General features: G+C 47.6%; 18 protein-coding genes. 10 read left to right on the forward strand and 8 right to left on the reverse strand.

The features are described 5' to 3' along the window. The first annotated feature begins 120 nt into the window (after positions 1-120). The 3 genes from J3491_RS08115 (at position 121) to J3491_RS08125 (ending at position 2,486) form a co-directional block, all read left to right on the forward strand. The gene (locus tag J3491_RS08115; protein WP_075100371.1) at positions 121-876 is read left to right on the forward strand and encodes a TSUP family transporter; all 756 of its coding nucleotides are present in this window, start codon (positions 121-123) and stop codon (positions 874-876) included. A 261-nt stretch (positions 877-1,137) separates the two neighbouring features. Beyond that, positions 1,138-1,659 carry a helix-turn-helix domain-containing protein gene (locus J3491_RS08120; RefSeq protein ID WP_207969790.1) on the forward strand — a complete coding sequence of 174 codons (522 nt, stop codon included), beginning with the start codon at positions 1,138-1,140 and terminating at the stop codon, positions 1,657-1,659. Beyond that, a complete protein-coding gene (locus tag J3491_RS08125) occupies positions 1,647-2,486 on the forward strand; it encodes an IS3 family transposase (RefSeq protein WP_341534384.1) in 840 nt (279 codons plus the stop codon). The genes J3491_RS08120 and J3491_RS08125 overlap by 13 nt, the downstream gene beginning before the upstream one ends. Positions 2,487-2,565: 79 nt before the next feature. On the opposite strand, the gene J3491_RS08130 is transcribed toward J3491_RS08125, so the two are convergent. The 3 genes from J3491_RS08130 to radC all read right to left on the reverse strand — a co-directional run bounded on the left by J3491_RS08130 (position 2,566) and on the right by radC (position 8,653). After that, positions 2,566-3,942 carry a dicarboxylate/amino acid:cation symporter gene (locus J3491_RS08130; RefSeq protein WP_100750052.1) on the reverse strand — a complete coding sequence of 459 codons (1,377 nt, stop codon included), beginning with the start codon at positions 3,940-3,942 and terminating at the stop codon, positions 2,566-2,568. Positions 3,943-4,578: 636 nt separating this feature from the next. Further along, a complete protein-coding gene (locus tag J3491_RS08135) occupies positions 4,579-7,677 on the reverse strand; it encodes an acyl-CoA dehydrogenase (protein ID WP_207969791.1) in 3,099 nt (1,032 codons plus the stop codon). Between the two features lie 292 nt (positions 7,678-7,969). Then, positions 7,970-8,653, reverse strand: coding sequence for a RadC family protein (radC, locus tag J3491_RS08140; protein ID WP_100750050.1), 684 nt, complete (start codon positions 8,651-8,653; stop codon positions 7,970-7,972). Between the two features lie 141 nt (positions 8,654-8,794). Between radC and coaBC the strand changes: the two genes are divergently transcribed. Continuing rightward, positions 8,795-10,192 (forward strand): bifunctional phosphopantothenoylcysteine decarboxylase/phosphopantothenate--cysteine ligase CoaBC, encoded by a 1,398-nt coding sequence (gene coaBC, locus J3491_RS08145; RefSeq protein WP_207969792.1) that lies wholly within the window; start codon positions 8,795-8,797, stop codon positions 10,190-10,192. 107 nt (positions 10,193-10,299) lie between these two features. After that, on the forward strand, positions 10,300-11,073 hold the full coding sequence (locus J3491_RS08150) for a sulfite exporter TauE/SafE family protein (protein ID WP_207969793.1): 774 nt from the start codon (positions 10,300-10,302) through the stop codon (positions 11,071-11,073). 33 nt (positions 11,074-11,106) lie between these two features. Here the strand turns inward: J3491_RS08150 and J3491_RS08155 are convergent, their stop codons facing one another. From J3491_RS08155 to J3491_RS08165, 3 genes are all read right to left on the reverse strand, one after another. Next, on the reverse strand, positions 11,107-12,024 hold the full coding sequence (locus J3491_RS08155; RefSeq protein ID WP_207969794.1) for a histone deacetylase family protein: 918 nt from the start codon (positions 12,022-12,024) through the stop codon (positions 11,107-11,109). A gap of 119 nt (positions 12,025-12,143) precedes the next feature. After that, the gene (locus tag J3491_RS08160) at positions 12,144-12,968 is read right to left on the reverse strand and encodes a YbjN domain-containing protein (protein ID WP_207969795.1); all 825 of its coding nucleotides are present in this window, start codon (positions 12,966-12,968) and stop codon (positions 12,144-12,146) included. A gap of 128 nt (positions 12,969-13,096) precedes the next feature. Next, a complete protein-coding gene (locus tag J3491_RS08165; protein ID WP_243456241.1) occupies positions 13,097-14,224 on the reverse strand; it encodes a hypothetical protein in 1,128 nt (375 codons plus the stop codon). A gap of 211 nt (positions 14,225-14,435) precedes the next feature. On the opposite strand from J3491_RS08165, the gene ccmA reads away from it, so the two are divergent. The 5 genes from ccmA to ccmE all read left to right on the forward strand — a co-directional run bounded on the left by ccmA (position 14,436) and on the right by ccmE (position 17,947). After that, positions 14,436-15,065: a heme ABC exporter ATP-binding protein CcmA gene (gene ccmA, locus J3491_RS08170; RefSeq protein WP_207969796.1), complete on the forward strand. Its 630-nt coding sequence runs from the start codon at positions 14,436-14,438 to the stop codon at positions 15,063-15,065. Positions 15,066-15,125: 60 nt separating this feature from the next. After that, positions 15,126-15,839, forward strand: coding sequence for a heme exporter protein CcmB (locus tag J3491_RS08175; protein WP_243456246.1), 714 nt, complete (start codon positions 15,126-15,128; stop codon positions 15,837-15,839). A 197-nt stretch (positions 15,840-16,036) separates the two neighbouring features. Then, positions 16,037-16,825, forward strand: coding sequence for a heme ABC transporter permease CcmC (ccmC, locus tag J3491_RS08180; protein ID WP_207969797.1), 789 nt, complete (start codon positions 16,037-16,039; stop codon positions 16,823-16,825). A gap of 16 nt (positions 16,826-16,841) precedes the next feature. After that, complete coding sequence (gene ccmD / locus J3491_RS08185; protein ID WP_075100380.1) at positions 16,842-17,054, forward strand: heme exporter protein CcmD; 213 nt, start codon at positions 16,842-16,844, stop codon at positions 17,052-17,054. Between the two features lie 392 nt (positions 17,055-17,446). After that, complete coding sequence (ccmE, locus tag J3491_RS08190; protein WP_075100381.1) at positions 17,447-17,947, forward strand: cytochrome c maturation protein CcmE; 501 nt, start codon at positions 17,447-17,449, stop codon at positions 17,945-17,947. 256 nt (positions 17,948-18,203) lie between these two features. Here ccmE and J3491_RS08195 read toward each other — a convergent pair whose 3' ends face one another. Next, positions 18,204-19,052: an aldo/keto reductase gene (locus J3491_RS08195; RefSeq protein WP_207969798.1), complete on the reverse strand. Its 849-nt coding sequence runs from the start codon at positions 19,050-19,052 to the stop codon at positions 18,204-18,206. A gap of 511 nt (positions 19,053-19,563) precedes the next feature. Beyond that, positions 19,564-20,523 (reverse strand): MetQ/NlpA family ABC transporter substrate-binding protein, encoded by a 960-nt coding sequence (locus tag J3491_RS08200; RefSeq protein ID WP_207969799.1) that lies wholly within the window; start codon positions 20,521-20,523, stop codon positions 19,564-19,566. Positions 20,524-20,614: the final 91 nt, after the last annotated feature.

Below are 20,614 nucleotides of genomic sequence, written 5' to 3' on the forward strand. Positions count from 1 at the left end.
CTACAGTGCCACTTATGGGTATAAATGTGTCAGCAGGTCGGTGTATCCGCTGATAGATAACGGTACAGGCAGCCTCAATATCGAGGCTGATTTTTCTTATCAATTTTGCAGGTCAGCGTCATGGACTTATCCCTCTCTATCGAGATCATCTTAATGCTTACGGCGGTGGCCGCAATAGCTGGTTTTATCGATGCCATTGCAGGCGGCGGTGGACTACTCACCATACCAGCCATGCTACTTGCCAATATCCCGCCAGTGCTCACGCTTGGCACCAACAAGCTACAAGCCGCCTCGGGTGCGCTAGCGGCCTCGATTACGATGATAAAAAAAGGCGTCATCAATCCTAAAAGTATAAAGGTGGCGATTGTCGGGGCTTTTATTGGCTCAGTCATCGGTACCATCGCTGTACAGATGTCGCCGCCGGATCTACTCGAAAAGCTGATTCCGTTTTTGATTGCCGCTATTGGGATTTATACTTTGTTTGCGCCCAAGCTTGGCGAGGTGGAAGCGGCGCCGCGTATCTCAGAGGGCAAGTGGCAAAAAATTGTGGCGCCATTGATTGGGTTTTATGATGGCTATATCGGGCCAGGGACAGGCATGTTTTTTGCGCTGGGTAATGTGGCGCTACGTGGTCGGCAGATCATCGAGGCAACAGGCGCGGCTAAGGTTTTGAACTTATCGACCAATATTGGCTCGCTGATTTTTTTTATTTTGGGCGGTAATGTGTTGTGGAAAGTCGGTCTGGCAATGATGGTCGGACAAACGATAGGGGCGTATTTTGGCTCGCATATGGTGGTCAAAGGGGGAAGCAAGCTGATTCGTCCTGTCATCGTGCTGGTCTGTCTTGCTATGATTACCAAGTATGTGATTGGCTAACGCAAGCTATAGTAGATTCAATTTAAAAATGTTATAGCGCTACTGGTATAAATTTCCTTGCGTGCTGTATACACAGAGGCTGCGCAGCCTACGTTTAAAAACAGCATCCCAGTAGCGCTATGTTCTTTTTAGAGTGCATCGACTATATATGATTTATTGAGTAACGATGCAGCCTGTTTGTAGGCAGTGCAGCCATAAAAAAACCTCAGCCCATCTTTGAACTGACCCCCATAAGTTGGACACAACTTATGGGGTATTTTTATGCGTTATAATCTAGACTTTAAGCTTCAAGTCATCGCATACTATATGCAAGGATATACTGGTCGTGCTACAGCTGAGGAATTTAACCTAGATAATAAGATAGTCATCAAATGGGTTAAGCAATATCAAAGCGGTGGTATCGATGCTATCAAACCAAAGACCAGCAAAGCCTACTATAGTCGCGAGTTTAAACACAAAGTGCTTACAACGATGCTTAGCCAAGGCTTGAGTCAATTGGAAGTTGCTTTAAGGTATAACATCAGCTCACCGGCTTTAATTAGTCATTGGCACAAAGCATATCGGCAACAAGGCATGTCTGGACTAACACCCAAACCTAAAGGTAGAACCGCCATGAGTAAACCCTTTATCACAGACAAGCCAGATGAAGAAAAGAGCTTAGCAGAGCTTAAGCGTGAGAATGAATACCTACGTGCGGAGAACGCCTACCTAAAAAAGCTGGATGCCTTGCTCAAACAGAAGAGGAAACAAGCTTTGAGAAAGCAAGGCTCATCGAAGAGTTGAGGAATAAGTACAGTTTAACAGCCCTACTTAAAGCTGCTGGTATGCCTAAAAGCGTCTTTTACTATCATAGAGCAAAGCTTGGTGATAAAGACAAGCATGCTGACTTAAAACAGCGTATTACTAAGTTGTATCATCAGCACAAAGGTAGGTACGGCTATCGCAGGATAACGGCAGCGCTAAAGCAGTTAGGCAGTCATCATAACCACAAGCTCATCGCTAAGCTTATGCGTCATTTAAACTTAAGCGCACGGATTCGACGACAAAGGTACCGCTCTTATAAAGGCGTACAAGGCAAGATTGCAAAGAACTACTTAAAGCGCCAGTTTCATGCAGATCGACCGAACATACGCTGGCTTACTGATATTACTGAGTTTAAGGTGGGTGATCATAAGCTGTATTTATCACCGATACTTGATTGTTATAACAATGAGATCATCAGCTATACGCTCTCCAAGCGGCCGACTTATGATTTAGTGAGCAAGATGCTAGATAAGGCGTTAGATAAGATAGATACGCACCAGAACAACCGTTTAATGATGCATTCAGATCAAGGATGGCATTATCAGATGAGACCGTTTAATAAGACGCTTAAACAGCACGGTATTAAGCAAAGCATGAGCAGAAAAGGCAACTGCTTGGATAATGCATTAATGGAGGGGTTTTTCGGAACGCTTAAGTGCGAGACGATCTATATTGAGAAACCAAAATCGATTGAGCAGTTAGAACAACAGATTCATGAGTATATGCATTATTACAATAATGAGCGTATTCAACTCAAATTAAAAGGACTGAGTCCTGTTAAGTACAGAACTCAGTCCTTGTTTTAAACTAAACCGTCCAATATTTGGGGGTCAGTTCATCTTTCGGCTGAGGTTTTTATGATTGAATAAATAAACGCTTTATCGATTAGCGGCGACGATCAATATCATCGTATTCACTACCCATGATGCCATCACTAAATACTTGAGAGAACTCACGCTCATTGTCTTCATCGATGTGGCCATCAAAGACGTCTTTGGTGCCTGCCGCAGGATCGTTGTAGATGGCGATGTCCATTTTTTCTTCAGATTTTGCCACGATTGCTGTCACTGCTGCATCGCCGCCGACGTTGACCGCCGTACGCAGCATATCAAGGATACGATCCACACCCAAGATCAGCCCAATACCTTCGATAGGCAGACCGACCTGAGCAAACACCATAGACAGCATGATCAAGCCCACACCAGGAACGCCTGCGGTACCGACAGAGGCCAGCACCGACATCAAGATAACTGTCAGATACTCAGTCACACCCAAATCAATCCCATAGATATTGGCAATAAAGATGGTCGCCGTACCTTGCATGATGGCCGTACCATCCATGTTGATGGTCGCCCCAAAAGGCACGGTAAACGAGGCTACTGAGTTGTTGACACCCATACGTTTGGTGACGGTACGCAGCGTGATTGGAATGGTGGCGTTCGAGCTTGAGGTACTAAAAGCAAAAATCTGTACTTCGCGCATTTTTGCCAAAAACGTCTTAATAGACAGACCAGAAAACAGCTTTAGCACGATCATCATAGTGATAAAAAAGTGGAAAGCCAGTGAGCCAATCAGTACCGCAACATAACCGAGCAATGACCAAATCAGATCTAAGCCCAGCTCCGCCATGGCTTTGGTCAATAGCGCAAAAACCCCATAAGGCGCAAGATTCATAATGATGGTCACCATCTTTAAGATGACTTCATTAATCAGCTCCAAGCTTTGTACCAACCCTTTGGCAGGTTTGCCGACCATCAAAATACTGATACCGATCAAGATGGCAAAGAAGATAATCGACAGCATGTCGCCATTTGCCATCGCACTGATGGGGTTTGACGGAATGATATTTGAAAAAACATCGAGTAGAGGTGGCGCAGACTTGGCTTCAAATGCCGCTTCTGTCTCAACCTCCATGCCTTTACCGATACCAAATAAAAACCCAAGTCCGATAGCAGTTGCAATGGCAAGTGCGGTCGTCATCATATAGATTAGGAAAGTCTTGGTGCCTATGCGCCCAAGCAAACGAATATCACCAATACCGCACACCCCGCAAATCAGCGAGATAAGTACCAAAGGCACGACCAGCATTTTGAGGGAGTTGACGAATAGCTTGCCGATGATGGCCAAAAACCCGTTGGTGATATATGTACTAACAAAACCGCCCTCAGCGTTCAGTCCTGAATAGTTGATAAATAATCCCAGTATGATACCGAGCACCATGGCAACGATGATCTTGCCCGTTAGTCCCATATTTTTCCACATAAACTCTATCCTTTTATCCGCAACATTCAGTATCAAGGGTGCTACTAAACCAATGCGTTTATGATTGCCATCCTTACGCCTGATGGTGTTGCATCTGCAAAATTTTGTCTGTCATTTCATGTCAGGCTATTCGACAATATAAAATAATTGTTAAGGTTACTGCAAGATTTTTTTATGACTTAAATAATAATCTATAACTGATTAAAGGCGGTTTAAGCTTTTTTGTCAAAAAATTGGTTGAGATAATCACTCAGCAAAAAACAGATCTGATGCTATAAATCGCCAAAAGCACCACAATCATTAGGCTAACGTCGCTAAAATATCGACATTTAAGCCAGCACCAACGCGTTTTTGTTAAATGTCATCATCAAAAGGGTGCGATGACCAAAAACGCTCGGACAAAAAAAAGACTGCCTAACCGCGGCAGTCTTTTGTAAAAATGACAGTAATATATCAATGGTTAAGTCTCAGGCCACTGGTAAGAATCACCTCACTATAAAACATAAGTCTATCAAGATGAGAGGCTATGCGTATTCTTAATTCTATCGATAGCTCTCTAAATAAGGACACGCGCTAATAAGTAACAGTGATTTAAACAGGCGCTTTTAAAAGGACGCTTTCTAAATAGTCCATTGCTTAGTTTTTGCTTTCCTCGCGGCGGTGTTTGTCTTGCCATGGCTCACTATCGCCTAGCTCGTCTAGGTGCTCGTCGATAGACTGCGTTTTTTGCGCCCTGTCTTTTTGATTGATGCCTATATGATTGATTTCGTCATGACTGATGTCATCAGTATTGGCATGGTCAGTATCTATCTGGTCGGCATTGTCCGTTAGCTGGGAGCCATGCAGTTGAGTGCTGTCTGGCTCAGCGCGCTCTGAGGCTGTGCTACGATGATTGTTGCCCATACGCTCATTGAGGTGCGAGGCGGCGTCACGGTGACGTGCATCCAATGCCTCAATCTCAGGATGAGAGTCATCAAAGTCAGTCTGAGCTTGTGCTTCTTTTTGAGAGTCTTGCTCTGCGACCATTTCTACCTCACCATCAGGCTCATAACCATGGTTGGGATTGTCATCGCCTGTTGGCTCATCTGCTGAGGCCTGCAAGCCTTCTGCCGCTACGGCATTGTGAGCTGCGCCCGCTGCTATGCTATTGGTTGCTGTGTCAGTGACCGTGTCGGTAGCAGACTCATCATCAGGCGCGGCGTCATTATGAGCTTGCGCCGCCCGTTTACGCTCAGCATAGTCAGTCAACTGATTGACCGCATTTTCGAGCGTATGAGGGTTAAAGCGTGGCTGCGCTTGTGATAGATGCTTGTCAAAGACATCGGTCAATAGCGAATCAAAACGTATGGCATTGTATTGGATAAGCACTTCGGCTTCTTCTTCGGTGATATCTTCGTTTTGGCTGGCATAGACCACATGGTCTTCAAAGCTCAGGCCAGCAAAGCTGTCTTTGTGCTCCGCCTTTTTAAATTTTTGCCATAGCGGCTCGATACCCAATAAGGTCTGATAGGCGTTTTCCATACGGCCCGTCACATCGTCCTCGTCGGTGTTGTAATAGACCATGGTCTTGAGGTAATCGCGAAAAGGATTGGCCTCAAAGTCTTCCATAAAGGTATCGCCGAGCTGACGTTTTAGCTCGTCGCTTGGCGGCGTAAAAATGCGGCCACTGGGGAAAGTCACAAATCCAACCAACGCTGCGGCAAAGCGATTCGGGAAGTTTTCAAAAAATGACTCAAACGCTTCTTGGATGGTGAACAGGCTATTTTGTAAAGCGACTTCGGCATGCAAACGCTCCGCTTCAGACTTGCTGCCATACTCATAAAACTGCAAGATGGCCGTCGCGATAAATAAATGACTATGAATATCAGCCAGACGCCCAGAGAGCATCTCTTTACGCTTTAGATCACCTGCGAGCAGCCCCAACGCCATATCGGCAGTCAAGGCAAAGCTGGCGCTCAAGCGGTTGATGTGCTTATAGTAAGGACGGGTGAAGCGATCGGCAAAGCTTGGCACATGATTGCTGCCGCCGACATAGCCTGCGACAAAGGCTTTTGCCCCGCGGTTAAAGGTATAACCCAAATGCTTAAAGAATAGAGTATCAAACTCGCGGATAGCGCGGTGTTTGTCCTCGCTTTGTAGCAGTTGTAGCTCATCAAACAGATAAGGATGGCAGCGCATCGCTCCTTGGCCAAATATCATCAGTGAGCGCGTCAAGATATTGGCACCCTCAACGGTGATAGAGACAGGGATTGCCTGATAAGGCGTCGCTAAAAAGTTGCGTGGCCCCATCTGTACCGCACGGCCACCGACCACATCCATACCGTCATTGACCACTTCACGCATGGTTTCGGTAGCGTAGTATTTTGCCATGGCCGTCATGACCGATGGTGTGCCCCCTTGGTTGAGACCACAGGTGACGAGATGACGAAACGCCTCCAACATATAGGTATGACTGGCCATACGGCTGGTGGCGTCTTGTACTCCTTCAAACTTACCGACAGAGATTTTGAACTGCTCGCGGACTTTGGCAAAGGCACCGACAGACAGATAGGTCATCTCACTGGCCGACGTGGACAGAGCAGGCAAAGAGATGCCGCGGCCGACGCCCAAGCACTCCATCAGCATACGCCAGCCGCGCCCCGCGTTTTCGACACCGCCGATGATATAGTCCAGCGGAATAAAGACATCCTTGCCATCGACTGTACCATTCATAAAGGGCGAGCCAATAGGATTGTGACGAGGCCCGATGACCACGCCCTCGTGATCGGCGGGAATCAGCGCACAAGTGATGCCGTAGTCGGTCTTTTTAGCATCCCCAAGCAAGCCTTCTGGATCGTGCATCTTAAAGGCTAAGCCCACGACTGTCGCGATAGGAGCCAGAGTAATCCAGCGTTTTGAGAAATTCATCCGTAGGCCGAGCACGTTCTCGCCTTCATGCCTGCCATAACACACCACACCAGTATCCGGTATCGCGCCTGCATCAGAGCCTGCTTCAGGCCCTGTCAAACCAAAGCAAGGCACTTCATCACCGCTTGCCAGTCCCGGTAGCCAGCGCTGTTTTTGCTCATCGGTACCATAATGCATGAGCAGCTCGCCTGGACCGAGTGAGTTTGGCACCATGCAGCTCACTGCTGCTGTCGGCGAGCGTGAGGCGATTTTGCTCATCACCCGACTTTGGGCATAAGAGCTAAACGCTCGGCCGCCAAATTCTTTTGGAATAATCAAACCCAAAAAGCCATTGTCTTTGATAAATCGCCATGCCTCAGCCGAAAGCTCTTTATCCTCATGCTGAATTTTCCATTCATCAAGCATGGCGCACAGCGTCTCTACTTCGTTATCGATGAAGCTTTGCTCTTCATCTGACAGCTCTGGATAAGGGTATTTGGCAAAAGTGTCCCAATTGGGCGCACCCATAAACAGCTCTTTTTCCCACCAGCTGGTGCCAGCATCCAGCGCCTCTCGCTCAGTATCGCTCATGCTGGGCATCGCACCGCCCAGCGTCTTATAGACCGGCTTGGTGATAAGGGACTGCCGCAACGGCGAGATAAGCAGTATCAAGCACAACACCGCGATTGGAATACCCAAAACAAGCGACCACGGGCTGATAACAGCAGTGATGATAACGGTGGCAAGGGCGACGATACTGCCTGTGACACGTGATAAGGACATCAAAAAGATGGCCAAGACCATGGCTAATTGAATGAATATTGCCAAAATAAATAAGCCAATTGCCATGACTGTCTCCTTTATAACGCCAAACAATAGCGTAAAAATGTGTGAATGCAGGTCAGATACATATAGTTATGGTTTTTCTGACGTGGGTCTTTAAGTGTTATTTATGGCCGTGTGTCAAAATACTGAGAGTCAAAATACTGAGAGTCAAATCTCTACGAAAGACACAGTTAGCCATCAATATGAAACAGTTGTCGATGACTATCAATAGCGAAAGTGCTACGCTGTGTCGAAAATATGTATCATAAGACGCTAGGTATGGCGATTATGGGATGACTATCGCTATTTTTATCATTTAAGAAAAAGGTGCAAAGCCGTTTTCGGCATAAGACAACGTGTTGTTGCGCCCCACGATGATATGATCCACCAATGACAAGTCGATTAGGTCGCAGGCTTTTTTTAGCTCATAGGTAAGCACATCGTCGGCAGTCGATGGGGTCGCATCGGTGTGCGGATGATTGTGGGCGATGATAAGCTGATTGGCTGCATGACTCAGCGCATGGCGCAGGACGTGTTTGATACAAACAGAGCAGGAGGAGATACCGCCTGTAAACAGTATCTCAAAATTTAATAAATTGAGTGCGTTGTCCAAGCACAGTACGGCAAAGACCTCGCGGTGCTCGCCGCGTAGCTGGGTGCTGATATAGTCTTTGACCACTTGAGAGCGTCCAAGTGCTTGCCCTGTTTTTAGCTGACTGTCCAAGTAGCGTGTCCCCATCTCAAGCGAGGCCAGTATCTGGGCGTACTTGGCAGGGCCGATGCCATGGCAGGCGAGGACGGTGTCTTGCGGGGCGGCCAACAGCTCAGCGAGGCTGCCGAATTGGTCGATAAGATGCCGCGCCAGCTCGATTGCCGACTGTGACTGAGTGCCCGTACGTAAAAATATCGCCAAAATCTCAGCGTCAGACAAGCTTGCTGCCCCATGTTTGAGTAGTCTCTCACGCGGTCGGTCGTCTTCGTGCCAGTCCTTGATTGCCATTATTTTTTCCTAAAAGTATTATTTTGATAAACACGCCCGTATCGATAAGTGGGCGAAATACGTAAATTCTTACCCAATTTATCTCATAATTGTTACTATAAGCGCAATTTATCTTTCCACTTTTCTATTGATGCTATGCTTATGTCCAATATTGTGCTCGCTATCACCGGCGGTATCGCCGCTTATAAATCCGCTATTTTTGCTCGCTTGCTTGTCAAAGCAGGCTTTGATGTGCGCGTCATCATGACCAGCGGCGCGCAAGCCTTTATCACGCCCCTGACCTTGCAGGCGCTGACGGGTAACGAGGTGCATATCTCTTTGCTCGATGAGCGAGCGGAAGCGGGTATGGGGCATATCGAGCTGGCAAAATGGGCAGATTTGGTCGTCATCGCGCCGGCGTCTGCCAATACCTTGGCACGCCTAGCGATGGGTATGGCGGACGATTTGCTCACCACAGTCTGTCTGGCGACGAGCGCGCCGGTGCTGGTTGCGCCAGCGATGAACCAGCAGATGTGGGCGCACCCTGCGGTCAATCTCAATGTACAAACCCTACGTGATATGAACTATCAAATCATTGCCCCTGCCAGCGGTGAGCAAGCGTGCGGTGATGTGGGCGCCGGCCGCTTACCTGAGCCTGAGGCACTGTTGGCCGAAGTGCTATTGTTCAATGCCATGCAAACCACGCCGCAGCTCTTGGCTGGTAAAAGAGTGGTCATTACTGCAGGGCCGACGGTCGAGGCGATCGATCCAGTGCGCTACTTGTCCAATCATTCATCAGGGAAGATGGGCTTTGCGTTAGCGCGCGCTTGCGTGGCTGCCGGTGCCGAGGTGATCTTGATAGCAGGTGGCAAGGTGGGTTTACCGACGCTGCTCAATGTCACGCGTATCGATGTGCTGTCTGCCGAAGAGATGTTGCTGACGGCTCAGCAGTGTGTGGCAGGTACGCATGCGGCACTGCAGTATGTGCCCGAAGAGGAGCATGAACACCATTCTGAGCATTCTCATGACCATTCGCACGAACATCACGATGACTGTGGCTGCGGTGAGACGCATGAGCACGAAGATGATCACACTCACACTCATATGCACGACCATGTCACTGATGACGAGCCTAGAGTCGCTGATGTCTTTATTGCCACCGCGGCTGTCGCTGACTATCGTACCCGAGACGCGGCGCCGCAAAAAATCAAAAAAACCCAAGAGTCGATGACACTAGACTTGGTAAAAAACCCTGATATCTTAGCGACTATCTCGCTTGCGCATCCTGAGCTGTTTGTCGTGGGTTTTGCAGCAGAAACGCAAGATGTCGAGCGTTATGCACGCGGTAAGCTTGTCTCCAAAGACTTGGATTTGATTGCTTGCAATGATGTGTCTCGCGCGGATATTGGGTTTGCCAGTGATGATAACGCCATGCAAGTGTTTTTCTCCGAGCGTTATGAGCATGACAGTGTCACGTTAGAAAAAGCAAGCAAGGATAAAATCGCTGAGCAGTTGACCCGTATTATCGGTGAGACCCTCTGGCAGCGGTATGATGCTTAGTCAGAGCTCAATCACGGCACAGCTATCAAGGCACAGCTATATGGTGATGTCAGAATAGTGATGCAGATCAGTTGGGTCAAATCGGGCGCTAAGGCGGTGTGGTAAGTATGATGGATGATACAAGTACCCAGACCGTATTACTGATGGCTATCTTTGCGCTAGCATCACTGCTGCATGGTATCAGTGGGCTGGGCGTCACCTTGGTCACCACCACTGCGCTTGCGAGCATGTACCCGCTGCCATACGCCATTGTACTGATTATTTTTCCGTCATTAGTGCTCAACGCGCTGACGTGGCTGGCGGGCGGTGGCCGTAGTATTTGGCAAAACTTTATCTATTATGGCAGACGCTACTGGCTGCTGGCGTTGACCAGTCTGCTTGGCAGTATTTTGGGGGCAAAGCTACTACTGTGGGTCGATAGCGCGTACATCTTAGTACTGCTGGCGGCGGTCATTGGCTATTATGTGGTCAGTAGCTTACTTGGCAAGCAAATTCGCCTGCCTGATAGCAAGCCAGTACTGATTATCGTTGGTTTTAGTGCAGGCGTTATTGGCGGTGCGACCAACGCGATGTCGACCATCCTGATGATGTATTTGCTCTCTGCCAGCAATGATAAAAACACCATCGCCAAAGTCGGCAATATGTGTTATTTCTTAGGTAAAATCGCTCAAATCATCGTATTGCGTGAGCCAATCATGGCGCTTGGCGGTGGTGAGTGGCAGCTGATAGCGGTACTTAGCGTATTGTCGGTTGCGACGCTGTTGGTTGGTATCCGCTTGCGTCGTTATTTGCCGCAAGCACGCTTTCGTCAGCTTATTTTAGTGATTCTCACCGTATTGGGGCTGCGTGTGGGCTGGCAGGGGGTGATGGCGTTTTTGTAGTATAGTCAATACAAATAAATGAGTCGACTATACTCAACCAACCATTTCACCAAAATATAGCTTCTGAGCGATGCGAAAGGTGTTACAGTGCGCTTCGACCACATCTTCAATATCTTCTGAATAACCACCGCCCATGACGATAGCAACTGGAATGCTAGCGGCTTTTGCTTGCTCAAGCACATATTCATCGCGTGCCTTACAACCATCTTGCGTTAAGCCAAGTTTACCCAGTTTATCGGTCGCCAGCACATCGACCGCCGACTGATAAAAAATCATATCTGGTGCAACCTCGCTGATCAAACGCGGCAAAGTGTCTTTTAATATCTGTAAATATTCTGCATCACCCGTATCGTTATCCAGCTCAATATCTAAGTCGGATATTTCTTTACGAAATGGATAGTTCTTAGCGCCGTGCATACTAAAGACAAAAACACGCTGCTCATCCGCCATAATGCTGGCGTTGCCATTGCCTTGATGCACATCCAAATCCACGATTAAAATCTTTTGCGCCTGCCTGCGATTAAGCAGTAGATTACTGGCGATACACACATCATTAAACACGCAAAACCCCTCGCCATGATCGGCAAACGCATGATGGGTGCCGCCTGCGACATTCATCGCCACACCGTATTTCTGAGCATATAATGCACATTCATACGTGGCGTGAGCGATATGACGACCCCGATCAACCAAAGCCTCGGTCATCTCAAAACCGATAGGTCGCGCTTCTTTACGAGGTAGCGTTTGGGTTTTGAGCTTATGCCAGTAGTCCGCCGTATGCGTGGTTAAGATTTCTTCTTCTGTCAGACGTTTTGGCGCAAAAAAGTTATCATGGGTGATGGTGCCTTCTTCAAGCAAGCGCTCAGGAATCATGATGTACTTTTGCATAGGGAAGCGGTGCTTGTCAGGCACGCTATAACGAAACACGTCAGAATAGGCAATTTTTAGCATAGTGTTAAAGCATGTCTTTTTTGAAAAGTGTTTTTAAGGATAGATAAGTTTAAACGCTTTGAAAATAAGGGGTTGGTGAGGAATTGTAAAAGCTACGGATAGCCATCAGAATCAGTGGATTACTGAACATACTGAGTTGGCAAAAAGAAGGTTCGCGAATCCGATTGCTGCCTTAGCTCTGTCAGTAACGTTTGCATGTCTTCGGCAGGATATTGCTGATTGATCAAATCATAAAACAGCTCATGGGCGACTGTGGTCATGGCGATGACGCTTTGTAAGACATGCTCAATGATATCGTCATTGATACCGACGGCTTCGACATCGATAGCATATTTATAGCGTATCTCACCATCGTTGATATCCATCTCTAGATTGCCAATCAGCATGTCATAATTGATTTGGGTAATCAATAACATCGCCGCACTTTGGTGGCTCTCTGGAATCAAAAAAGGCAATATGCCATATACGGCCAGCAGTTTGTTTTCTGCTGGCACACGAAACAAATAGCCACAGCTTAGCTGCTTATGTTGCATCTTTAGCGACAAATGATGCGACTGCCGCTGATCGCCTTTGCTTGGGCGATAGTAGACATAGTGCCATTGTTTTTGCTCAAAGTATTGTTTTAAGCACTCGACAATATCGATATGAGTGTCGGTAGGATCGGGCGACTGATGAGGGCTATCTGACGTAGGTTGAGGAGGGGTGGTACCGACAGGCTTGCTGTCATTATCAGAGGCGTCTATATGGCTGTTTAGATCGTTATTTAGATTGCTGTCTAGACGGCTGGCAGATCTGTCGCTAGATAACGGCCTGCCATTGAGCTCATCATCGATCGTGGTTTGCCGCAAGTCGTCATTATCGTCATCGACGACAGCAGGCGGCGCGGCCTCTGTCAGCAGCCGCTTGAGTCGTTGCCATAAGCTGAGTTTGTTACGTTGGCTCATAAGATTGCCATGACCGATAGAGAGGTAAGAGCGTTATAGTAAAGACAATACCGTAAAGACAATAATGTCACTTTGCCGATGACCATACTGTTTGCTACGCCGCCCCTATCATCTTCCGCGCTGGGTGATTAGCGGGGCTCATCGCTGCGCTCTACAAACGAAGCTTTGATAGCAGGCTGCGCATAAAAAGCTTGTAGCATCTCACGAATATGAGCGGTAAACCATGGACTGTCAAGCGCGTCTTGTATGATCGGTCGTAATGCTGTGCTCAGTGGTGAGGCAAGCGAGGTATCGATAGGTAGGCTCGCCGCCACTGCCGCAATGGTGTCTGACTGATGATTGCTGTACCACGTGTCGATGCTGGCTGCTACTAGACTGCGCAGATAGGGCGATAAACGCAGGCGGTTATAGCTTTGCTGAATGCTGGCTTCGATATGCTCGATACTGTTATTATCGGCCTCGTCATTTAGGTATGTCTGTATCTCGCTGATCGGTAGGTCTTTGATACGTGACCAGCCCATGACCAACAGCCGCGCGACCTCATCGTTAGACAAGTGCGTTTGAGCGTTGGTCTCTGCGCGCTGCGTCAAGTCTTTGATGTTACGGTGCAAATAAGTTTGCAGTTTTTCATCTAGGTTTTTATTGGTGGCTTTTTCAAACGAGCTGCGGCCAAGCTTCATCAGTTTGCCCACGCCGCCTGCTTTATCGAGCGTATTTTCCATAAAATCATTGATAGCGTGATAAAGCGTCTGTGTGAGTAGGTCAGCAAAGGTCTCGTTGCCGATGAGCGTATGAATAAGGGCGTTGCGCTGCTCGTCATGACGGCCGATATAGCTGGCAAGGGTCTCGACTTGGGCGTCATCTATCAGCTCAGACAATGGGACATTGTCATTGATCGGATGGTAGATAATGGTATGCAAGATATCACGGATATCGGTGCGCATGACGTCGCTCATCGGCTGCTGTAATAAGCCGTCATTGATGAGGCGCTTTAAATCATCAGCCTGTAGGTACTGGCATAATGGCTGCTCGCCAAACCACTGACATGCCTGCACGCTCAAGGTATCCGCCTGTGCACCAAGCCATTGCTGCATAAAGCCAACTTGTGCCTCGATGATACTATCAAGACTGAGAGGCGCGCCAGCGTTAGTGTTTGACTGGCTATTTGGCTGAGTGCTTGGCTGGACATCTGCTGTTTGCCTCTGAGAGGGAGCAGGGTGGGTTTCTAAACTAGGGTTATCTTGTGAAGTCGGCATAGGTTTTGAGGTCATAGTGATGGACAATTTGTTATACTGTGTGGTTGGAGTAATATCAACCCTAAAAAATACGATTGTCGGTGTCAGCCTTATTTGTTTAGGGAGCACGGACAAGTTTTTGTGAATGGTAAGCGCATCAACTATTATGTCACGAACGCGGTGTTTTGTTGTGATGAATATTGCTAACGCTTAATAAATAACGAGAGATTTGATGACGGCACTGGATGCACCCTTACTTGCGCTCGATAAGCTGACCGTCCAGCGCGGTGAGACTCCCCTATGCGAAAAGGTTGCGCTCACACTGTCTGCAGGGGATATCTGCCATCTCATCGGTGCCAATGGTACGGGCAAGACGACACTGCTGATGCAGCTGGCAGGACTACTGCCGGTGCTGACAGGTACCGTGCGCTACCAAGGCGTCGAGAGCTTACCTGTACAGCCGTTATATGTCTCGCATCAGCTGGGTATCCATCCTAATCTGACGGTCGCACAAAACTTGACGTTTTTGCTCAATCTATATGGTATCGCGCCAAGCAGTACTGACATTGATGCCGCTCTCACTTGGGTAGGATTACAAGGCTTTGAGACTATAAGCTCAAGCCATCTATCCGCTGGGCAGACGCGGCGCATTACTCTTGCCAGATTGTATTTATTGACGCCTGCGGTGACACCGTTATGGCTACTTGATGAGCCATTTACCGCGCTGGATGTCGATATGGTGGCACGAATGGAGGATAGGCTGTGCGACTTTGCCAGCGCGGGCGGCGCGATATTGATGACCAGTCATCAGGCAGTCGCTGTGGCCAATCAAGTGCTCGATTTGTCAGATTATATGGTATAAGGGCGATGAGTCTCAGTAAAAGGATGGATCATGACAGATAGCCCAGTACAGTCTGCACCAATGCAAGCAGCAAAGCCGCGCTCAAATATCTTTGACGGTACGCGCGGTATCAGCTTTGGGCAGCTCTGGCGACGCGAATGGCAGGTCAAGCAGCAAGGAGCGGTACAGTGGCTATATCCGCTCGTACTGTTTTTAGTGATTATTACCTTGTTTCCGCTGGCCGTCGGTAGTGAGCCTGCGCTGTTACAGCGTTTAGGCGTGTCTGCTGTGTGGATTGCCGCGCTCTTGTCATTGGTGATGGGGGTTGATGGGTTGTTTAAGCCCGCACTTGATAATGGCACGCTGGCGCAGTTGGTCGTTGCCAGAGCATCGCTACCGCTTTGGGTGCTCGTCCGCTTAGTCATACACTGGATCTTTAGTAGCGGCATTGTGGCGGTGCTCAGCTTATTGGCGGTGCCGCTATTTCAGCTTAGCTGGTTTGAGGCGTGGATATTGCTGGCATCTATCGTCACTGGCAGTCCGATGCTGCTGATGCTCTCTGCCGTCGCCAGTAGTTTGACACTGTCATTAAAAAACGGTGCCGTGCTGGTGCCGCTGATAGCCTTGCCCATGCAGCTGCCGGTACTGATTTTTGCCACAGGGGCGGTGGATTTGTTTGCCACCGGTCTCAATGGTTTACCGATATTGGCGCTGTTATTAGCTGGCAGTATCATCTCTGTGCTGGTGATGCCGTGGGTGATTGCTGTAACCTTAAAGATGGCGTGGCTCAATTAAAAAAACCTTTATATCAACAGCATGTTGAAAACGGGCAACTTTGCTATAATAGCCAATTAACGATACAAACAAGTCACTTGTAGATTCTATCCAGTGTTTAACGCCGGCAGGTTAGCGGATAGTAGCAATCATGATGTCGTAGCGCCCATGATGCCATATCTGTCAAACCACTATGCTGTGTAAATAGGTTTATCCCCATGCCCAACCTGAATAATGTCTCATCTCCTAGCCTGTGGCAGCGCATTTGGCAAGGCTTTTTGACCACTGTTGGTACCAAGCAGTTTTTTCGCATTTTTGCGCCTTGGGTCAAGTGGCTTGCCATACTTGCCAGTATTTTCCTTGTAATCGGTAGTGTCTGGGGGCTGGCATTTGCGCCGCCTGACTACTTACAAGGCAACAGCTATCGTATTATATTTATCCACGTACCGGCAGCCAGTCTGGCCATCTCCATCTATTTTGCCCTTGCAGTGTTGGGGGTTATCTTTTTGGTTTGGAAAATCAAGACGGCCAGTTTGGTGGCGCAAGCGCTTGCGCCGCTGGGGTTTTTGCTTTGTGTGATCAGCTTAATCACCGGCTCTATTTGGGCAAAACCCACTTGGGGGACGTATTGGGTTTGGGACGCGCGTTTGACCTCGATGCTGATTTTGGCGTTTTTGTACGCGGGCGTCATGGCGCTGTTTGCCGCCTTTGAGCATACCGCCAACCGCGGCAAAGCGGCAGCTATCTTGTCTATCGTCGGTGCGGTCAACCTGCCGATTATCAAATACTCGGTACAGTGGTGGAATACCTTGCACCAAGGCTCAACTTTTACCTTGACCGCCGCACCAAAGATGTCAGCCGATATGTGGATGCCGCTGCTGCTCATGGTCGTCGGTAGCTATTTACTGGTGGCGACCTTGGCGATTTATCGCACCAATACGTTGATTTTGTACCGTGATCAAGGCAAGGCTTGGGTCAAAGAATATATTCGTGGACAAAACAAATAACGGCTAGGAGATGATGATGCAGCCTTATTTTTACAGCGTGTCTGAGTTTATCGCCATGGGTAAGCATGGCGTGTTTGTCTGGTCGTGTTGGGCGATTACCGTGGGTGTGGTGCTGGCTTTTATTTTTTATAGCCGCAGACAACGACAAGCGCTGATTAAGCAATTGACCATCCAGCAAGCGCGGCAAGCACAGCGTACTGCCAACACCTCCAATCCTACAACCAAGTAGTCAAAAAACCATCTGTATATCATTAGTTTAGCTCGCAAGAGCAGGGTGTCTATATCGTCACTATATGGCGATATAAAGGCTTGGGGGCTTATTGATTGACGCAAAAAATGCTACTATATAGCCACTAGAAAGTACGATTAGAAAAATATTTAAAAAAGGTTTTTCTAATGGTGGTTTCTTTAATACTTTCTGTCTTATGGGTTTATATTGCATTGGATATGACTGATATGGTCAGTTCAAAGTAAAATCGTTTTAGATTTAAACGCGCTACTGGTATAAATTTTACTTGCGTGCTGTTATCGTTCGATGCTCGCAACATTTATCCCAATAGTACTATGTTATTTTTAGAATGATTTGACTATAAGACAGTGACTCATCAATGAGGTAGTGGTATGAACGCAGTTCGTCGCAAAAAACTGATGTGGGTGATGTTTACGCTGGCAGGAGCCGCGATAGCCGTGGCGTTGGTCATCTATGCCATTGGGCAGCAGACTGACTACTATTTTGATGCAACGGCCATCGCCCAAGGGGAAGCGCCGCAAAACAAGCGTATCCGTGCTGGTGGTATGGTCGTCGCTGGCAGCGTGCAGCGGGCACCAAATGATCCGCTGAGTGTGGAGTTTGCGATTACCGATTTTGAATCGACGGTGCCTGTGACTTATCAAGGTATCTTGCCAGATTTGTTTGCTGAAAACTCAGGCGTGGTTGCCACAGGTAAAATGCAAGGCGAGACCTTTGTCGCAGGGGAGGTGCTGGCCAAGCACGACGAAAACTACATGCCGCCTGAGGTTGCCAAATCTATGAAAGAAAACAATCGCAATGGATTGACGCCGCCTTCTGAGCAGTACAATCCAGCAGAGCCAATCCATGAGACCCAAACGCTGCAGCAGTAGCGTTCAAAAATAGCCACACTGACCGCAAAAGCGCCGCTAATGTTTGATTAGCGGCGCTTTTTTATGTGGGTTTTGATAAAAACATTAGGGCGTGTCCTCATTTTAAAAATGGCGATAAAAACGAGATAAGTCGCCGTTAAACAAGGAAAATAGCGCAGATACTATCGAGATAGTAGTCAGCTATCTGACACCGTTTGGCCAGATTTAGCCATTTTCAGCCCATTTAGATGGCTATCGATTGAATTGAAGATACGCCCTAGTCATCCCATTCAGGCGTATAGTCAGGATGCTCTATCTTACGGCCATCGCTACGGGCTAAGTTGCCGATTTTTTCTAACTCATCGGCGCTAAGCTGGACATCGATGGCATCCAAGTTGCCTTGTAGATGGTCGGTATTGGACGTCTTGGGAATGGCCACACGGTTTGTGTCCGATAATATCCAAGCCAGTGATATTTGCGCAGGTGTCACGCCATGCTTATCCGCAATCTCTTTGATGACCTCATTGTCAAACACATCACCGCGCGCCAGTGGCGAATAGGCTTCTAATAAAATATGATGGTTATTCAAAAAAGTCTGCAGGGTGTTTTGTTTGATAAACGGATGAAACTCTACTTGGTTGACGACAATAGGCACATCAGCGTGTTTTTTGGCTTCGATGATATGAGCGATATTAAAGTTAGAAACCCCAATATGACGCGTCAGCCCTTGTTTTTGCAGTTCACACAGCGCAGGAATGGTCTCAGACAATGGCACGCGATCATCAGGCCAATGCAGTAATAGCAGATCGACATAATCGGTATCTAGGTTTTCTAATGAGCGCTTAGCGGCTGCTATCAGCTTTTCTGGCTCAAACTTCATATCATCCGGGAAAATCTTGGTGGTCAAAAAGAACTTATCACGCGCCACGCCTGATTGCTTGATACCTTCTCCGACCTCTTTTTCATTGTCATAAGCTTGCGCAGTATCAATGTGCTCATAGCCCATTTTTAACGCTTGGCTGACGACATCGATACAGTCTTGGCCTGTTGATTGCCAAGTACCTAGCCCTAGCACAGGAATATTGGCTTGGCCTGCGGTACGAATATTATAAGTTTTCTTGCTCATATTATTATCCTTATTATGTGTTGAGAGTGGTTCTATAGCTGTTTATATAAGTGTTCTTTATATAACTGTTCTCTAAACAAGTAAGCACTAAATTCAGTGTCACTACCTATAAATGTCACTACCTATCAATGTCACCACCTGAGTGAGAAGCTTTTAAACCTGAATAAATAACAGTCGTATCATAGTGTTGATTGTAAAACTTGCCCTAACAGAACAACGCGGCAACCCAGCTACTATAGAAAAAAATAGAATAAAGTAAAAGGTCGGTTGACGCTTTCCTACAAAGGACAAACAGGCTGTAACGTCATTTTTATCATTATTTTTGAGGTGAAGGCACGCTCTAAAGCTGTCTGACTTATGGATAAACGTTGTCAGTGTAATCACGAGAGACAGAAAAGACAGTAGAGCAAAGGCGTAAGAAGCGTAGCGGACGGATGAGAGATAAGCAAAAAAAGCGCCCAATATCGATTGATATTGGACGCTTTTATAGACGTGGAAGCACGGTTATAAATTACTGCGCCGCTTCGGCCTCTACAGCCGCGTTTTCAGGGGCTTCGGTTGCGTCAGTGGTGTTTTCATCCCAGATTTTTGGGTATTTGTAGCCAGGGAATGTCTCATGCGCGTACTTTTTGAAGGCTTCTGAGTTATAGGCGTTGGTGACGTCTTCTACCCATTTTTTGCCAGTATCGGCAGACTTGATCGCTGACCAGTTGACATAAGCAAAGCTTGGCTCTTGAAACAGTGCTTCGGTCAATTTGATACCAGAGTCGGTGGCATAGTTACCATTAATCACCGCAAAATCAACTTCATCACGGGCACGTGGCAGCTGTGCGGCTTCTAATTCAATGATATTGATGTCGTATTTGCTGTTATCCGCGATATCAGTCTTTGAGGCTGTCAACGGATCGATATTGTCTTTTAGCGTGATCCAGCCAAGGTCGTCCATCATCACAAGGGCGCGCGCAAAGTTGCTTGGATCGTTTGGTGCTGAGACACTCATGCCTTTGTAGGCTTCATCAAGGCTGGTCTTTTTACCTGAATAAATACCAAGCGGGGCGGTCGGTACTTGGAATACCTCAACCAAATCTAGATTGTTTTCTTTTTTAAAGGTATCAAGATAAGGCTTATGCTGGAAAATATTGATATCCAAGTCGCCTTCAGCCAGCGCCAAGTTAGGACGCACATAGTCGGTAAATGCGATGAGCTCAACGTCATAACCTTGTTCTTCTAGCGCGCCTTTGACTTGGTTACGTACCATGTCGGCAAAGTCACCTTCAGTGGTACCGATGACGATTTTGCTATGCTCAGGATCGATATCGCTGTCCGCCGTTTGGGCTGTGGTGTTTTCAGTCGCCGCTTCTTTGTTGGCTTCTGGCGCTGATGAGTTGTTACAGCCCACCAATACGAGCCCTGTCATACCAACGGTTGCAAAGGCAGTGGCCAACTGACGGCTGATATCTGTTAATTTCATAAAATTTCCTTATTCGTACATGGGATTGGGGTATGTGAGTCGCGCCTGAGCATTAAAAAAGCAACATTCTACATAGTAATGCTGCTTTTTA

Origin of the sequence: Psychrobacter halodurans, from assembly GCF_017498075.1 — a bacterium.
GTDB classification, from domain to species: Bacteria; Pseudomonadota; Gammaproteobacteria; order Pseudomonadales; family Moraxellaceae; genus Psychrobacter; species Psychrobacter celer.

Excerpts from the sequence above, each read along its gene's own strand:
- J3491_RS08115 (WP_075100371.1), top strand. The coding sequence starts at position 121 with ATGGACTTATCCCTCTCTATCGAGATCATCTTAATGCTTACGGCGGTG.
- J3491_RS08120 (WP_207969790.1), top strand. The coding sequence starts at position 1,138 with ATGCGTTATAATCTAGACTTTAAGCTTCAAGTCATCGCATACTATATG.
- J3491_RS08130 (WP_100750052.1), bottom strand. The coding sequence starts at position 3,942 with ATGTGGAAAAATATGGGACTAACGGGCAAGATCATCGTTGCCATGGTG.
- J3491_RS08135 (WP_207969791.1), bottom strand. The coding sequence starts at position 7,677 with ATGGCAATTGGCTTATTTATTTTGGCAATATTCATTCAATTAGCCATG.
- radC (WP_100750050.1), bottom strand. The coding sequence starts at position 8,653 with ATGGCAATCAAGGACTGGCACGAAGACGACCGACCGCGTGAGAGACTA.
- coaBC (WP_207969792.1), top strand. The coding sequence starts at position 8,795 with ATGTCCAATATTGTGCTCGCTATCACCGGCGGTATCGCCGCTTATAAA.
- J3491_RS08150 (WP_207969793.1), top strand. The coding sequence starts at position 10,300 with ATGATGGATGATACAAGTACCCAGACCGTATTACTGATGGCTATCTTT.
- J3491_RS08155 (WP_207969794.1), bottom strand. The coding sequence starts at position 12,024 with ATGCTAAAAATTGCCTATTCTGACGTGTTTCGTTATAGCGTGCCTGAC.
- J3491_RS08160 (WP_207969795.1), bottom strand. The coding sequence starts at position 12,968 with ATGAGCCAACGTAACAAACTCAGCTTATGGCAACGACTCAAGCGGCTG.
- J3491_RS08165 (WP_243456241.1), bottom strand. The coding sequence starts at position 14,224 with ATGCCGACTTCACAAGATAACCCTAGTTTAGAAACCCACCCTGCTCCC.
- ccmA (WP_207969796.1), top strand. The coding sequence starts at position 14,436 with ATGACGGCACTGGATGCACCCTTACTTGCGCTCGATAAGCTGACCGTC.
- J3491_RS08175 (WP_243456246.1), top strand. The coding sequence starts at position 15,126 with ATGCAAGCAGCAAAGCCGCGCTCAAATATCTTTGACGGTACGCGCGGT.
- ccmC (WP_207969797.1), top strand. The coding sequence starts at position 16,037 with ATGCCCAACCTGAATAATGTCTCATCTCCTAGCCTGTGGCAGCGCATT.
- ccmD (WP_075100380.1), top strand. The coding sequence starts at position 16,842 with ATGCAGCCTTATTTTTACAGCGTGTCTGAGTTTATCGCCATGGGTAAG.
- ccmE (WP_075100381.1), top strand. The coding sequence starts at position 17,447 with ATGAACGCAGTTCGTCGCAAAAAACTGATGTGGGTGATGTTTACGCTG.
- J3491_RS08195 (WP_207969798.1), bottom strand. The coding sequence starts at position 19,052 with ATGAGCAAGAAAACTTATAATATTCGTACCGCAGGCCAAGCCAATATT.
- J3491_RS08200 (WP_207969799.1), bottom strand. The coding sequence starts at position 20,523 with ATGAAATTAACAGATATCAGCCGTCAGTTGGCCACTGCCTTTGCAACC.